This is a genomic window from Kineococcus aridisoli (assembly GCF_050871885.1).
In the GTDB taxonomy this organism is placed as follows: domain Bacteria; phylum Actinomycetota; class Actinomycetes; order Actinomycetales; family Kineococcaceae; genus Kineococcus.
Genome location: NZ_JBJLSF010000065.1, coordinates 14622 through 27143, shown reverse-complemented (window position 1 = coordinate 27143; position 12522 = coordinate 14622). Strand labels below are relative to the sequence as shown.

The window sequence follows — 12522 nt, the reverse complement described above, 5'->3', positions numbered from 1 at the left end:
GCGCCCCGGGCACCCCGGGCGCCCCGGGCGCCCCGCCGCAGCGGCTACCGTGCGGACATGGCCGACCTGCCCACCGACGCCGACGCCGTCCTGGCGGCGGTGAAGCCGAAGCTGCGCGGCTGGCTGCACGCCGGCACCTTCCCGGCGGCGCTCGTGGCCGGCGCGGTGCTGGTGCTCCTGGCCCCCACGGCGGCCTCGCGCACGGCCGCCCTCGTCTTCGCCGTCACCGCGGCGCTGCTGTTCGGCACGAGCGCGCTCTACCACCGGGGCACCTGGTCGCCGCGGGCGAACGCGGTGCTGCGGCGGCTGGACCACAGCAACATCTTCCTCATCATCGCGGGCACCTACACCCCGCTGGCGGTGACGACCCTGCCGGCGGGCCAGGCCCGCACCCTGCTGACCCTCGTGTGGGTCGGCGCGCTGGCCGGGGTGGCCTTCCGGGTGTTCTGGGTCGGCGCCCCCCGCTGGCTCTACACGCCCGTGTACGTGGCCCTGGGCTGGGTGGCCGTGGGCTACCTGCGCGACTTCGCCGCCGGCGGCGGCACCGCCGTGGCGGTGCTCGTCGTCGTCGGCGGCGTCCTGTACTCCCTGGGCGCGATCGCCTACGGCACCAAGCGGCCCAACCCCAGTCCCCGGTGGTTCGGCTTCCACGAGGTCTTCCACGCCTTCACGGTCGTCGGCTTCGCCGCGCACTACGTGGGGATCTCGCTGGCGACGTACGGGACCGCCTGAGCTCAGCCGCGCGCGCCGACCGCCGCCGCCAGCTCCCGCACCGAGGTCGTGGGCACCTCGCACACCTGACCGCGGCACACGTACGCCGCCGCCCGGCCGCCCACCAGGCCGCGCTGCGCCAGCAGCTGCGGCACCTCCTCGCCCGGCACGCCCCGCGCCACGACCAGGCCCGGGGCGGTCCCGGCCAGCGCCGTGCGGTGCAGCGCGGCCGCCTCCGCGTCACCGGCGGGGCCCACGACGGCCACCTCGCGCGGGCCGTCGGCCAGGGCCTCGGCGACCGCGAGGCCCCAGCCGGCGAAGCGCGGGGCCTGCGCGGCGATCGCGCCGGACGGCCCCAGCCCCGTGACGGCCGCGTCGCGGAAGCGCGCCTCACCGGTGAGGGCGCCGAGGGCCAGCAGCACCCCGCACGCGGCCGACGGCCCGGACGGCGTCGCGCCGTCGGAGGGGTCCGCGGGCCGGCCGTCCCCGCCGCGGGCGGCGCTCAGGGCCTCGTCGACGGCACCGGAGGCGACGTCGACGAGGCGGCCGTCGGCGTCGGTGAACTCGGCGAGCACCTCCTCGCCGATCTCGCGGGCCAGGTCGGACCAGCGCCGCTCGCCCGTCGCCGCGTGCAGGGCCAGCAGCCCCTCGGCGAGGTCGGCCAGGTCCTCCAGCGCCGCCGCCGGCGCGCCGACGAGCCCGTCGCGCGAGACCCGGCGCCAGCGGCCGTCCACGCGGTGCACCGAGACCAGGAACCGCGCGGCCGCGGTCGCCGCCAGCAGCAGGTCGGGGCGCTCCAGCAGGGCGCCGGCCTCGGCGAGCGCCGCGATCGCCAGGCCGTTCCAGGCGAGCACCACCTTGTCGTCGCGCGCCGGCTGCGGGCGGTCGGCGCGGGCGGCGGCCAGCCGCTCGCGCACGCGCAGCCAGCGCGGCACCTCCGCCGGCTCCAGCGCCCGCGCCATGCGCGCCGTGGAGGTGCCGTGCTCGAAGGTGCCCGCCTCGGTGACGCCGAGCAGCTGCACCGCCCACGGCCCGTCGTCCAGGCCCAGCAGCTCCAGCAGCTGCGCGGGCGTCCACACGTAGGTGGCCCCCTCGAGCGCGCGCGGGCGCCCGTCGGCGCCGACGACGACCGTGTCGGCGTCCAGAGAGGCGGCGAAGGCGCCCTGCGGGGTGCGCAGGTCGGCCAGCAGGAAGTCGCAGGTCTGCTCGGCCACCCGCCGGTGCTCGGCGTCGCCGGTGGCCCGGTGGGAGTGCAGGTACGCCCTGGCCAGCAGCGCGTTGTCGTAGAGCATCTTCTCGAAGTGCGGCACCACCCAGCCCGCGTCGACGGCGTAGCGGGCGAAGCCGCCGCCGACCTGGTCGGCCGTCCCGCTGCGCGCCATCGCCGTGAGCGTGCGCGCCGCCAGGCCCGCGGCGACCTCGGAGCCGGTGCGCGCCGCGTGGCGCAGCAGGAACTCGCACACCATCGACGGCGGGAACTTCGGCGCGCCGCCGAAGCCGCCGTGCACGCGGTCCTCCTCGGCGGCCAGCGCCTCGACGGCCCGCTCCAGCTCGGCCGGGCCGGGCGCGCTGCCGGCGGGGGCGGCGGCCTCGCCGAGCGCGCGGGCGATGCGGGCGCTGGAGCCCAGCACCTCCTCGCGGCGCTCGCGCCAGGCCTCGGCGACGGCGTCGAGCACCTGCCGGAAGCTCGGCACCTGCGGGTGCGGGATGGGCGGGAAGTAGGTGCCGGCGAAGAAGATCTCGCCCGCCGGGGTGGTGAACGTCGTCATGGGCCAGCCGCCCTGACCGGTCAGCGCCGTCGTGGCGGACATGTGGACGGCGTCGACGTCGGGCCGCTCCTCGCGGTCGACCTTGACGCAGACGAAGGACGCGTTCATCCGGGCGGCGGTCTCGGGGTCCTCGAACGACTCGTGGGCCATGACGTGGCACCAGTGGCAGGCCGCGTACCCCGTGGAGACCAGGACCGGGACGTCGCGCTCGGCGGCCTCGGCGAAGGCCTCCGGGCCCCACTCCCACCAGTCGACGGGGTTGTCGGCGTGCTGCAGCAGGTACGGGCTCCGCGAGCCGGCCAGGCGGTTGGGCACACCGCCACGCTGCCACAGCGCCGCCGCCCCGGCGCCCCGGCGCCCTCCCAGCGGGGATCCTCCGTCGGTGATCTTCCACGGTGCACCTGGAGCCGGCGCGCAGCGCTGGAGGAAGATCACCGACGGAGGGGGTGCGCGGTAGCGTCGCGCCCGTGACCGCCTCCGCGACCACCCCCGCCCCCTCCCCCGCACCGCGCCGCTTCGGCGTCCTGGGCACCGGGTTCTGGGCCCGCACCTGCCACGGCGCGGCGCTGGCCGCCCACCCCGACGTCGAGCTCGTCGGCTTCTGGGGCCGCGACGGCGGGCGCGCGGCCGCGGCGGCCGCCGAGGTGGGCGGGCGGGGCTTCGACGACCTCGACGAGCTGCTCGAGGCCGTCGACGCCGTCTCGATCGCGCTGCCCCCGCACGTGCAGGCCCCGCTGGCCGCCCGCGCCGCGCGGGCCGGCAGGCACCTGCTGGTGGACAAGCCGCTGGCCCTGGACGTGGCCGCGGCCGAGGAGGTGGTGGCCGCCGCCCGCGCGGGCGGGGTGGCCTCGGTGGTCTACGTGACCTACCTGTTCCAGCCGGAGATCACCGGCTGGGTAGACGCGCTGCGTGCGCTGGCCGACGAGCACGGCCCGTGGGAGGGCGGCCTCTTCCGCTGGGCGGGCTCCATCGACGTGCCCGGCAACCCCTACGCGGGCTCGGCGTGGCGCCGCGAGCGCGGCGGGCTGTGGGACACCGGCCCGCACGCGCTGTCGATCGTGCGGGCGCTGCTGCCGCCGGTGCGCCGGGTGGCCGCCGGCCGCGGTGCGCGCGACGCGGTGAACGTCGTCCTGGAGCACGAGGGCGGCGCCGGCAGCGCGCTGTCGCTGACCCTGACCGCCCCCGCGGGCGCCGGCGGCTCGTTCGCCACGGTCTGGGGACCCGGCGGGCGCCACGAGCTGCCGCGGTTCACGGGCACGCCCGTGGAGGGCCACCAGCGGGCCGTCGACGAGCTGCGCCGGGCGGCGGCCACCGGCGAGGCGCACCCGCTCGACGTCGGCTACGCCCGCGACACCGTCGCGGTGCTGGCGGCCGTGGAGGAGCACCTGGCCCGGCCGGCCGAGCAGCGCACCACGCCGGTGCGCTGACGCGCTCCCGTCAGCCCGGTCGTCCCGGCTCGCCCGGACCGCCGGCGGGTCCCGCGCCGCCGCGCTCGCGCGGCGCGGTCCCCTGCTCGGCGGTCCCCTGCTCGGCGGCCTCGCGCTCGGCGCGGGCGCGGTGGTTCACCCGCTGCACCCGGCGGGCCATGCTGCGCCCGAGGAAGTACACCGCCAGGGCGAGGACGAAGAGGCTGACGAAGCCCCACAGGCCCGGGGTGACGAGGTCCGCGTCGACCCTGGGGGTCGCCGTGCTCGCGGTGGGCGAGGGCGTCGCCGCCAGGACCAGGCGCGTCGCGGCCGCGGCCGCGATCACGTCGTCCCCTCGCCGCGCAGACCGGCGAACAGGTCGTCCTCCGGCGTGCTCGTCGGGACGTGGCTGATGGCCAGGTGGTAGTCCTCGGTCGGCCACAGCTCGCGCTGCAGCTGCATCGGGACGCCGAAGAACCAGCCGTCGGGGTCGATCTGGGTGGCGTGCGCCAGCAGCGCGCGGTCGCGGACCTCGAAGAAGTCGGCGCACTCGACGCGGGTGGTGATCTCCAGCTCGGCGCGCTTCGGCGCGTCGGGCTCGGCCTCCTCGTCGGCGATGCGCTGCATCCACTCCGCGAACGGCGACTCCTTCCCCTGCGCGAGCAGCGCCTCGTGGAAGGTGCGCATGCGCTCGCGGGAGAAGCTCGCGTGGTAGTAGAGCTTGGAGGTCCGCCACGGCTCGCCCGCGGCCGGGAAGCGCTCGGGGTCGGCGGCGGCGTGGAAGGCCGCGTGGGACACCACGTGGGTCATGATGTGGTCCGGGTGCGGGTAGCCGCCGGACTCGTCGTAGGTCGTCATGACGTGCGGGCGGAACTCGCGCACGACGTGCACGAGCGCGTCGACGGTGAACTCCTCCGGCGTCAGCGCGAAGCAGCCCGGCGGCAGGGGCGGCAGCGGGTCGCCCTCGGGCAGGCCCGAGTCGACGTAGCCCAGCCAGCGGTGCCGGACGCCCAGGATGCGCGCGGCCTCCGCCATCTCGCGGCGGCGGTACTCGCCCATGTCGCGCCGCAGCGTCGGGTCGTCCTTGAGCCGGGGGTTGAGCACGTCGCCGCGCTCGCCGCCGGTGCAGGAGACGACGAGGACCTCCACGCCCTCCTGCACGTACTTCGCCATCGTCGCGGCGCCCTTGCTGGACTCGTCGTCCGGGTGGGCGTGCACGGCCATCAGCCGCAGCGTCTCCGCCACCACCGCTCCTCTCACCGGGGTCGTCCCGCTGGTGTGCCGACTGCTCGCCGCCCCCGTCCGCGCGGGTGCGACCATCGGGGTCCATCCTCGCCGATCCCCGCGGACCGGCGAGCACCGGCCCAGCCAGCGATCAGGAGCGTGAGAGCGTGAGCAGCCGCCAGGCCCCCCGGGACGTGCCGCCCGACGTGCTCGCCGAGCGCTACGGGCGCCGCTCGCGCACCGGCGCGCCCTGGTACCGGCGCCCGCTGCCGCTGGCGGCCGCGGTGCTCGCCGGCCTGCTGGTGCTGGCCTACGGCGCGTGGGTGTCCGTGGCGCAGTCGCGGGGCCCGGCCTTCTCCGAGATCAGCCACCGGGTCGTCGACGACCGGAGCGCGCTGGTCCGCTTCAGCGTGACGCGCGAGCCGGGCACGGACGTGCAGTGCACCGTGCGCGCCCTCGACGCCGACGGCGCGGAGGTCGGCGTGCTGCAGGTGCCGGTGCCCGCCACGCCCGAGCGCGACGTGCAGCAGGAGGTGGAGGTCACGACGACGCAGCGGGCCGTCACCGCGGGCGTCGCCTCCTGCAGCGCGGTGGAGGGCTGAGCCGATCCCGGCTACCGTTGTCCTTTCGAGTCGCCCGCTCCCGCAGCTGCGGGGCCGGGCGACTCGATGTTCGTGGGCGGGCAGGAGGCCCACCCGCAGCACGTGACAGGGAGCACCCCGTGAGCGAGACCACCGCCGGCAGCGTGACGTGGCTGACCCAGGACGCCTACGACCGGTTGAAGGCCGAGTACGAGCACCTCTCCGGTGAGGGGCGCTCGGAGCTGGCCAAGCGCATCGAGCAGGCCCGCGAGGAGGGGGACCTGAAGGAGAACGCCGGGTACCACGCGGCCAAGGAGGAGCAGGGCAAGCAGGAGCTGCGCATCCGCCAGCTGCGCCACCTGCTGGAGACCGCGCAGGTCGGCGAGGCCCCCGCGTCCGTCGCCGGCGAGGTGACGCTGGGCTCCGTGGTGACCGTGGAGCTGGCCGGCGACGAGATGACCTTCCTGCTCGGCAGCCGCGAGGTCGGCGACGGCGCGGGCCTGGACGTCTACAGCGAGAAGTCGCCGCTGGGGGCCGCGATCCTCGGCCGCAAGCCGGGCGAGGAGGTCGCCTACACCGCGCCCAACGGCCGGAGCATCCCGGTCAAGGTCGTCAGCAGCAAGCCCTTCACCGGCTGAGCGCCCCCGCAGCGGGCGCGTGGTCACCACGGGCCCGGGCACCGGGCGCGCGGTCACCACGCGCCCGTCGCCGTCTCGCCGGTGCGCCTCGCCGGCGCGTGCCGTCAGCGTTCGACGGCCGGGCCGCCGCCGGTCCGCGCGGTGTCGGTGTCGGTGGGTGCGGGGGTGTCCGGGGCCAGCGGCGCGTCGGAGGCGTCGATCTCGCGGACCTCCTCGCTCGGGCGCCCGCCCCGGGCCAGCGACTCGACGCCCGTCTTGAGCACCGCCACCAGCGGCACCGCGAACAGCGCACCGGGGATCCCGAACAGGGTCGCCCCGCCGGCGACGGCGAGGATGACGGCCAGCGGGTGGACCGCGACGGCGCGGCCCATGAGGAACGGCTGCAGCAGGTGGCTCTCGACCTGCTGCACGAGGATGACGACGCCCAGCATGATGAGCGCGGTGACGACGTCGTGGGCGACGAGGGCGACGAGGACGGCGACCGCCCCGGACAGCAGCGCCCCGACGATGGGGATGAACGCGCCGAGGAAGACGATCAGGCCCAGCGACGTGGCCAGCGGCACCTGCAGGACGGCGGCCCCGATCGCGACGCCGAGGCCGTCGACGAAGGCCACCGCGATGGTCGCGCGCATGTAGTGCGCCAGCGTCACCCAGGAGTGCCGCGCGGCGTCGTCGAGGCGGTCGCGCGAGGGCCCCGGCATGAGCTGCAGCAGCCAGGCCCAGATGCGCCGCCCCTCCAGCAGGAAGAAGAACGTCGCGAACAGGCAGATGAAGAAGCCGGCGACGACGTGCCCGGCGGTCGCCACGACCCCGGTGGCGCCCGCGATGAGGGCCTCGCGGTTGGCGGCGATCGCGTCCTGGGCCTGCTGGACGTAGTCGGAGACGGCGCCCGAGGTCAGGTGCAGCGGTCCCTCGGACAGCCACCGCTCGACCTCGCCGACGCCCTGGGTGGCGGAGTCGACCAGCTGCGGCGCCTCGGCGGAGGCCTGGCTGCCGACGATGGTCACCAGCACGGCCACCAGCCCGATCGCCAGCAGCATCGTCAGCAGCACGGCCAGCGCGCGCGGCACGTGCGCTCGGTGGTGCAGGTTGACCGCCGGCGCCAGCAGCGCCGTCACGAGCAGCGCGATGAGGACGGGGATGAGGATCTCGCTGACGCGGCTGAGGCCGTAGGCGAGCAGGACGATCCCGGCGACCAGGACCAGGAAGCGCCAGGACCACTCCGCCCCCGTGCGCAGCGCCGGGCTGACGTAGGGCTGGTGGACCGGGCGCGGGGACTGGTCGGGCACGGGGGCCATCCTGCCCCCGGCCCCGCGGGCGTGCCCACGGGCCCGGCCGCGGGCCGGTGCGCCCGTCGGCGGGCGGACGTAGGTTGCTCGCGTGAGCCTCGGCGAAACCCCCACGCTGCCCCTCGAACCCCCTGCCGGCCTGCCCCGCACCCTCGGCGGGCTGCGCTCCTCCGGCCACGAGCACGTCGGCGTCAAGGAGGAGCTGCGGCGCAACCTGCTCGCCCGCATGCGCGCCGGCGAGGACCGCTTCCCCGGCGTCGTCGGCTACGAGGACACCGTGGCCCCCGAGCTGGAGCGCGCGCTGCTGGCCGGCCACGACCTCGTGCTGCTCGGCGAGCGCGGCCAGGGCAAGACCCGCCTGCTGCGCTCGCTGGTCGGCCTGCTCGACGAGTGGACGCCCGTCATCGCCGGCAGCGAGCTCAACGAGCACCCCTACGCCCCGCTGACCCCCGCCTCGCGCCGCCGGGTCGCCGCCGAGGGCGACGACCTGCCGGTGGCGTGGCTGCACCGCTCGCTGCGCTACGGCGAGAAGCTGGCCACGCCGGACACCTCGGTGGGCGACCTCATCGGCGACGTGGACCCGGTGAAGGTCGCCGAGGGCCGGGCGCTGGGCGACCCGGAGACGATCCACTTCGGCCTCGTGCCGCGCACCAACCGCGGCATCTTCGCCATCAACGAGCTGCCCGACCTCGCCGAGCGCATCCAGGTCTCGCTGCTCAACGTGCTGGAGGAGCGCGACATCCAGGTCCGCGGCTACCAGCTGCGGCTGCCGCTGGACCTGCTGCTGGTGGCGAGCGCGAACCCGGAGGACTACACCAACCGCGGGCGCATCATCACCCCGCTCAAGGACCGCTTCGGCGCGGAGGTGCGCACCCACTACCCGCTGGAGGTGGAGCTGGAGGTCGACCTGGTGCGCCAGGAGGCCGCCACCGTCGCGGAGGTGCCCGAGCACCTGCTGGAGGTCGTGGCCCGCTTCACCCGCGCCGTGCGCGAGTCGCCGGCCGTGGACCCGGCCTCCGGGGTCTCCGCCCGCTTCTCGATCGCCGCCGCCGAGACGGTGGCGGCCGCGGCGCTGCGCCGGCACGCGCTGTCCGGGGAGGGCGGTGAGCCGGTGGCCCGCGTCGGCGACCTGCACACCGTCGTCAGCGTGCTCGGCGGCAAGGTGGAGTTCGAGCAGGGCGAGGAGGGGCGCGAGGTGGAGGTGCTGGAGCACCTGCTGCGCACCGCGATCGCCGAGACGTACCGCGCCCGCCTCGGCGGGGCGGAGCTGTCCGGGTTCTCGGGGCTGGTCACCGGGGGCCGCACCATCGAGACGGGCGACCTGGTGCCCGCCGAGCGGCTGCTGGAGCAGGTGGGCACCGTCCCCGGCCTGGCGCAGGTCCTGGACCGCCTGGGCCTGGGCGAGGAGCCGACCCCCGGCCGCGCGGCCTCGGGGGTGGAGTTCGTGCTGGAGGCGCTGCACCTGACGCGCCGCCTGGACAAGGTCGTGCTGGAGGACGGGCGCACCGTCTACGGCAGCTGAGCGGCGCCGGCCGCGACGACGAGGTCGCGGCCGGCGCGCTTGGCCGCGTACAGCGCCGCGTCGGCCGCGGACAGCAGCGCCCGCCCCGTCGCCCCGTCGGCGGGGAAGGTGCTCGTCCCCACCGACACGGTGATCCGCAGGCGGGTGCCGGGCGGCTCGCCGGGCAGCTGCAGGACGAGGTCGGCGCAGCCCCGGCGCAGCTGCTCGGCCCGCTCGCGCGCCTGCTCGGCGTCGGCGCCGGGCAGCACGGCGACGAACTCCTCGCCGCCGAAGCGCACGAGGCTGTCCCCGGGCCGCAGGAGGTCGGCCAGGACCCGCGCGACGGCCACCAGGACCTCGTCGCCCGCGGCGTGCCCGTGGGTGTCGTTGACGGCCTTGAACCGGTCCACGTCCACGACGGCGGTCGAGACGCTCCCGCCGCACGCCTCGGCCTGCTCCACGGCCAGCGCCAGGGCCGGCAGGAGGTGGCGGCGGTTGTGCACCCCGGTGAGCGGGTCGCGCAGGGCGTCCTCGGCGAGCCGCTCGCGCAGGGCCTCGTTGACCGCCAGCTGCTCGGACAGCCGCGCGTTCAGCTCGGCGAGCGCCTCGCGCTGCTCGACGAGGTCGCTGACGTCGCGCAGGACCACCACGCGGCCCAGGCGGTGGCCGTCGGCGTCGACGATGTCGCTGGCGCGGGCGTCGACGTGGACGCCCGCCGCCGGGCTGCTCGTGGTGCCGAGCTCCCCCCGTGCGACCAGGAGCTCGACGAGCTGCGGCCACAGCACGGCGGCGGCGGGCCGGCCCACGAGGCCGGCGGCGTCGAGGCCGCCGGCACCGGGGCCCGGCCGCCACCGGCGGGCGAGCGCCTCGGCCGGCGCGTTGGCGTCGACGACGACCGCCGCGGCGTCCACCACGACGATGCCGTCGGGCATCCGCTCGAGCACCTGCTCGCGGGCGATGGGCACCACGCGCACCCAGCCCTGCCGGGAGATGGCCCGCACGTTCACCAGCCCGGTGAGGACGAAGCCCAGCGGCGTCAGGTCCAGCCCGCCCAGCCGGGCGGCGAGCAGGTGGCTGGCGGTCGCGGCGAGCGCGGGCGGCACGACGCCCAGCCCGGCGCTCGACAGCTGCCGGCGGAAGTACGGGCAGGCGCGGCGCCGGGCGCGGCGCACGGTGCGCAGGGCGGCCGTGCACAGCACGTAGGTGACGGCCGTGCTCACCCAGAAGAGCGGTCCCGGCTCGCCCGCCAGCGCGGTGTGGGCCGCGACCGGCGCCCGGTAGAAGAGGTGGTGCAGCGGGTCGGTGGCGAGCGCGAGCAGCAGCAGGGCGCCCGGTGCGCACCAGCCGGTCACCGCGCGGCGCGTCGGGCGCCACGCGGGATCGGCCAGGGCCCGGCAGAACAGCACCAGCGCGGTCGTCGAGCCGTGGACGCCGAGGAAGTAGCACCAGCGGGCGACCTCCCGGGCGCCGGCGCCCGGTGCGCACCACTGCCCGACGACCGCGGCGGACCACAGCGCCATGCAGGCGGTGGCGATCGCGAGCAGCGCGGGGGCGGGTGCCCCCGAGCGCAGCCGCCAGGCGGTCGCGCAGGTGCCCGAGCACGCCAGTGCAGCCGTCGTGAAGGCGACGACGACCACCCACGTGGGCACGAGCCACCTCCACGGCCGGCGAGGGCCGGTCCCTCGGGGTGGTCATCGGCTCCCCGCCCGGCACCTTGAGGCCGGCGCGCTCGGCCGTGCGCGCCGGCCCGCCGCGGGAGCCGGTGGGGCGGCTCAGGAGTTCTGCGGGAACCCCAGGTTCAGCCCGCCGTGCGAGGGGTCCAGCCAGCGCTCGGTGACCACCTTGCCGCGGGTGAAGAAGTGCACGCCCTCGGTGCCGTGGGCGTGGCTGTCGCCGAAGAGGGAGGCCTTCCAGCCGCCGAAGGAGTAGTAGGCCACCGGCACCGGCACCGGCACGTTGACGCCGATCATGCCGACCTGCACCTCGTTGCGGAACCGGCGGGCCGCGCCGCCGTCGTTGGTGAAGATGGCCACGCCGTTGCCGTACCTGTTGGCGTTGATGAGCGCCATGCCCTCGTCGTAGCCGGCCACCCGGACCACCGACAGGACGGGGCCGAAGATCTCCTCGGTGTAGATCGACATGTCCGTGCCGACCTTGTCGAACAGCGTCGGCCCCAGCCAGAACCCGTCGGCGACGGCCTGCTCGTCGACGGCGTCGGGGACGACCTCGCGCCCGTCGACGACGAGCTCGGCGCCCTCGCGCACCCCCGCCTCGACGTAGCCGGTCACCTTGTCGCGGTGCGCACCGGTCACCAGGGGGCCCATGTCGCAGCCGCGGCGGCCGTCGCCGGTGCGCAGCGTCGCCACCCGCTGGGAGATCTTCGCGACGAGCTCGTCGGCGATCGAGTCCACCGCCACCAGGGCGGAGACGGCCATGCAGCGCTCCCCCGCCGAGCCGAACCCGGCGTTGACGGCGGCGTCGGCGGCCAGGTCCAGGTCGGCGTCGGGCAGCACGAGCATGTGGTTCTTCGCCCCGCCCAGGGCCTGCACGCGCTTGCCGTGCGCGGTGGCGGTCTCGTAGACGTAGCGCGCGATGGGGGTGGAGCCCACGAAGGAGATCGAGGCGACGTCGGGCGAGGTGAGCAGGCCGTCCACGGCGACCTTGTCGCCGTGGAGGACGTTGAAGACGCCGTCGGGCAGACCCGCCTCCTTCCACAGCTGCGCGATGAAGTTCGCGGCGGAGGGGTCCTTCTCGGACGGCTTGAGCACGACGGTGTTGCCCGCGGCGACGGCGATGGGGAAGAACCACATCGGGACCATCGCGGGGAAGTTGAAGGGGGAGATGATCCCGACCACGCCCAGCGGCTGGCGCAGGGAGTACACGTCCACCTTGGTGGAGGCGTTCTCGGTGAAGCCGCCCTTGAGCAGGTGGTTGATGCCGCAGGCCAGCTCGACGACCTCCTGGCCGCGGCTGACCTCGCCGAGGGCGTCGGAGAGGACCTTGCCGTGCTCGGCGGTGATGATCTCCGCGAGCTCGCCCTTGCGGGCGTTCAGCAGCTCGCGGAAGGCGAACAGGACCGCGGTGCGCCGGGCCAGCGAGGTGTCGCGCCAGGCCGGGAAGGCCTCGCGGGCCGCGCTCACCGCCGCCTGCACGTCCGCCTCGGAGGCCAGCGCGACCGCCTTCGCGAGCCTGCCCGTCGCGGGGTCGTAGACGTCCCCGCGACGCTCGCCGGAGCCGGCGCTCGGGGCACCGGCGATCCAGTGCTCGACGAGCGGCAGCCCGCTCGCGGCGGCGGTGGCACCGGCGGCGGCGGTGCTGGCGGTGGTGGTGGTCACGGGGGTCCTCCTCGGACGTCGTCGGCGGGACGGGGCCCACCCGGCGGTCGGACGCGGCCATCATGCCA

Annotated in this window: 11 protein-coding genes; 5 read left to right on the top strand and 6 right to left on the bottom strand. The window is 76.4% G+C overall.

Going from position 1 to position 12522, the window contains the following annotated elements:
- Positions 1 to 57 precede the first annotated feature (57 nt).
- Complete coding sequence (gene trhA, locus ACRYM2_RS16545; RefSeq protein WP_432523533.1) at positions 58 to 732, top strand: PAQR family membrane homeostasis protein TrhA; 675 nt, start codon at positions 58 to 60, stop codon at positions 730 to 732.
- 2 nt (positions 733 to 734) lie between these two features.
- Here the strand turns inward: trhA and ACRYM2_RS16540 are convergent, their stop codons facing one another.
- A complete protein-coding gene (locus tag ACRYM2_RS16540) occupies positions 735 to 2795 on the bottom strand; it encodes a thioredoxin domain-containing protein (RefSeq protein ID WP_432523532.1) in 2061 nt (686 codons plus the stop codon).
- A gap of 152 nt (positions 2796 to 2947) precedes the next feature.
- On the opposite strand from ACRYM2_RS16540, the gene ACRYM2_RS16535 reads away from it, so the two are divergent.
- Positions 2948 to 3907, top strand: a complete 960-nt coding sequence (locus tag ACRYM2_RS16535; RefSeq protein WP_432523531.1) for a Gfo/Idh/MocA family protein — start codon at positions 2948 to 2950, stop codon at positions 3905 to 3907.
- Between the two features lie 10 nt (positions 3908 to 3917).
- Here ACRYM2_RS16535 and ACRYM2_RS16530 read toward each other — a convergent pair whose 3' ends face one another.
- On the bottom strand, positions 3918 to 4232 hold the full coding sequence (locus ACRYM2_RS16530; protein WP_432523530.1) for a hypothetical protein: 315 nt from the start codon (positions 4230 to 4232) through the stop codon (positions 3918 to 3920).
- Positions 4229 to 5131: a mycothiol conjugate amidase Mca gene (gene mca / locus ACRYM2_RS16525; RefSeq protein WP_432523529.1), complete on the bottom strand. Its 903-nt coding sequence runs from the start codon at positions 5129 to 5131 to the stop codon at positions 4229 to 4231. The genes ACRYM2_RS16530 and mca overlap by 4 nt, the downstream gene beginning before the upstream one ends.
- Before the next feature lie 146 nt (positions 5132 to 5277).
- Between mca and ACRYM2_RS16520 the strand changes: the two genes are divergently transcribed.
- Entirely contained in the window at positions 5278 to 5712 is a 435-nt protein-coding gene (locus ACRYM2_RS16520; RefSeq protein WP_432523528.1) for a DUF4307 domain-containing protein, read from the top strand.
- A 119-nt stretch (positions 5713 to 5831) separates the two neighbouring features.
- On the top strand, positions 5832 to 6329 hold the full coding sequence (greA, locus tag ACRYM2_RS16515; protein WP_432523527.1) for a transcription elongation factor GreA: 498 nt from the start codon (positions 5832 to 5834) through the stop codon (positions 6327 to 6329).
- 104 nt (positions 6330 to 6433) lie between these two features.
- On the opposite strand, the gene ACRYM2_RS16510 is transcribed toward greA, so the two are convergent.
- Positions 6434 to 7627, bottom strand: a complete 1194-nt coding sequence (locus ACRYM2_RS16510; RefSeq protein ID WP_432523526.1) for an AI-2E family transporter — start codon at positions 7625 to 7627, stop codon at positions 6434 to 6436.
- Positions 7628 to 7709: 82 nt separating this feature from the next.
- Between ACRYM2_RS16510 and ACRYM2_RS16505 the strand changes: the two genes are divergently transcribed.
- Positions 7710 to 9140 carry a sigma 54-interacting transcriptional regulator gene (locus ACRYM2_RS16505; RefSeq protein WP_432523525.1) on the top strand — a complete coding sequence of 477 codons (1431 nt, stop codon included), beginning with the start codon at positions 7710 to 7712 and terminating at the stop codon, positions 9138 to 9140.
- On the opposite strand, the gene ACRYM2_RS16500 is transcribed toward ACRYM2_RS16505, so the two are convergent.
- Together ACRYM2_RS16500 and ACRYM2_RS16495 are read right to left on the bottom strand one after the other, a co-directional pair.
- Positions 9128 to 10768, bottom strand: coding sequence for a histidine kinase N-terminal 7TM domain-containing diguanylate cyclase (locus tag ACRYM2_RS16500; protein WP_432523524.1), 1641 nt, complete (start codon positions 10766 to 10768; stop codon positions 9128 to 9130). The genes ACRYM2_RS16505 and ACRYM2_RS16500 overlap by 13 nt on opposite strands.
- A gap of 123 nt (positions 10769 to 10891) precedes the next feature.
- The gene (locus ACRYM2_RS16495) at positions 10892 to 12397 is read right to left on the bottom strand and encodes a CoA-acylating methylmalonate-semialdehyde dehydrogenase (RefSeq protein WP_432523535.1); all 1506 of its coding nucleotides are present in this window, start codon (positions 12395 to 12397) and stop codon (positions 10892 to 10894) included.
- Positions 12398 to 12522: the final 125 nt, after the last annotated feature.